General features: G+C 61.2%; 3 protein-coding genes. All 3 read right to left on the bottom strand.

What is annotated here, in order from left to right; genetic code table 11:
- On the bottom strand, positions 1-845 hold an 845-nt coding region (locus ABYW26_RS14335), incomplete at its 3' end, for a branched-chain amino acid ABC transporter permease (protein ID WP_372605590.1).
- On the bottom strand, positions 845-1,090 hold the full coding sequence (locus tag ABYW26_RS14340; RefSeq protein WP_372605591.1) for a hypothetical protein: 246 nt from the start codon (positions 1,088-1,090) through the stop codon (positions 845-847). The genes ABYW26_RS14340 and ABYW26_RS14335, both read right to left, overlap by 1 nt.
- A gap of 2 nt (positions 1,091-1,092) precedes the next feature.
- Positions 1,093-1,575: branched-chain amino acid ABC transporter permease (locus ABYW26_RS14345; RefSeq protein ID WP_372605592.1), on the bottom strand; the 483-nt coding region annotated here is incomplete at its 5' end.

Genomic DNA, 1,575 nt, shown 5'->3' on the forward strand with positions numbered 1-1,575 from the left:
AGCCCGCCGATGATGACCATGAACAGCACGAGGAACGATTTGTTGATGCCGAAGGCCTCGCCGACCTCGATCGCGCCCAGATAGACGCTAAAGAACAGCGCCCCGGCGATGCCGATGAAGAAGGACGAGACGGCGAATGCGGTCATCTTGGCCTTCAGCGGGTTCACCCCGATGATCTCGGCGGCGATGTCCATGTCGCGGATCGCCATCCAGCTGCGCCCGACCGTGCCGCGCGTCAGATTGCGCGCGATCCATGCCACGGCGACAACGAAGCACAGGCAGATCATGTATTTCGCCCAAGCGTCGGTGTTGGGGCCGGTGACGGCGATGCTGAACACTGTTCTTTCCGGCGCGCTGATCTGACCCGAGGCCGAATAGTTGTAGAACCACGGCACCTTGTTGAACAGCCAGACCAGAAAGAACTGTGCGGCCAATGTCGCCACGGCCAGATAGAACCCCTTGATCCGCAGGCTGGGCAGGCCGAACAGCACGCCGACAAAGGCGGTGACGATCCCGGCGCCGATCACGTGGAGAACGATGCTGACATCCGGAAAGGCAGTCATCAGCTTGTAACAGGCATAGGCGCCCACGGCCATAAAGCCGCCGGTGCCAAGGCTGACCTGACCGCAATACCCGGTCAGGATGTTCAGCCCGATCGCGGCGATCGTATAGATCAGGAACGGCACGAATACCGCGTTTGCCCAATAGTCGTTGATGACGAACGGGATGATCCCGAAGGCCACCGCCAGCACCACGTAATAGCGCATCCGGTCGAACTTGATCGGAAAGGTCTGGCTGTCCTCGACATAGGACGTCTTAAAGTCGCCGGCCTCGCGGTAAAACATCAGGCGTTCCCTTCTTCATTGCTGGAGGGATAGGCGCGTTTCGGCGGCGGGGCATAGCCGCTGGATTCGCTGTGCCGCACCAGCCGGATATAGGCCCACAGGCCCAGACCGGCACCAAGAGCGGCCAGAACCACAGCCGTAATCATCTGCCCGGTATTCTGGATATCCGCCGACAGGGCGAGATACCCAAAGGCCCAGAACCCGGCCCACGCAACCACGTTGATAATCGCAATCAGCTTGGTCATCGTCATACCCTTTCGATAATTTTCTCGCCGAACAGGCCCTGAGGCCGGAACACGAGGAACAGCAAGGCCAGCACATAGGCGAACCAGTTTTCGGTCGCGCCGCCCACCATGGGGCCAATGCCGAATTCGAACAGCTTTTCACCGACGCCGATGATCAGGCCGCCGACGATGGCCCCCGGGATCGAGGTGAACCCGCCCAGCATCAGCACCGGCAGCGCCTTCAGCGCGATCAGCGACAGGCTGAACTGAACGCCTGATTTCGAGCCCCACATCATGCCCGCGACCAGCGCCACGAAGCCGGCGATCGACCAGACCAGCACCCAGATGAACCGCAGGCTGATCCCCACGGACAGCGCCGCCTGATGGTCGTCCACCACCGCGCGCAGGGCGCGGCCCTGTTTCGAATATTGCGAGAACAGCATCAGTGACACCACAAGCGCCGCCGCGACACAGGTGGCGACGATATCCAGCCGGTCGATGAAGAA

The organism is Actibacterium sp. (genome assembly GCF_041584535.1).
Taxonomy (GTDB): domain Bacteria; phylum Pseudomonadota; class Alphaproteobacteria; order Rhodobacterales; family Rhodobacteraceae; genus Actibacterium_D.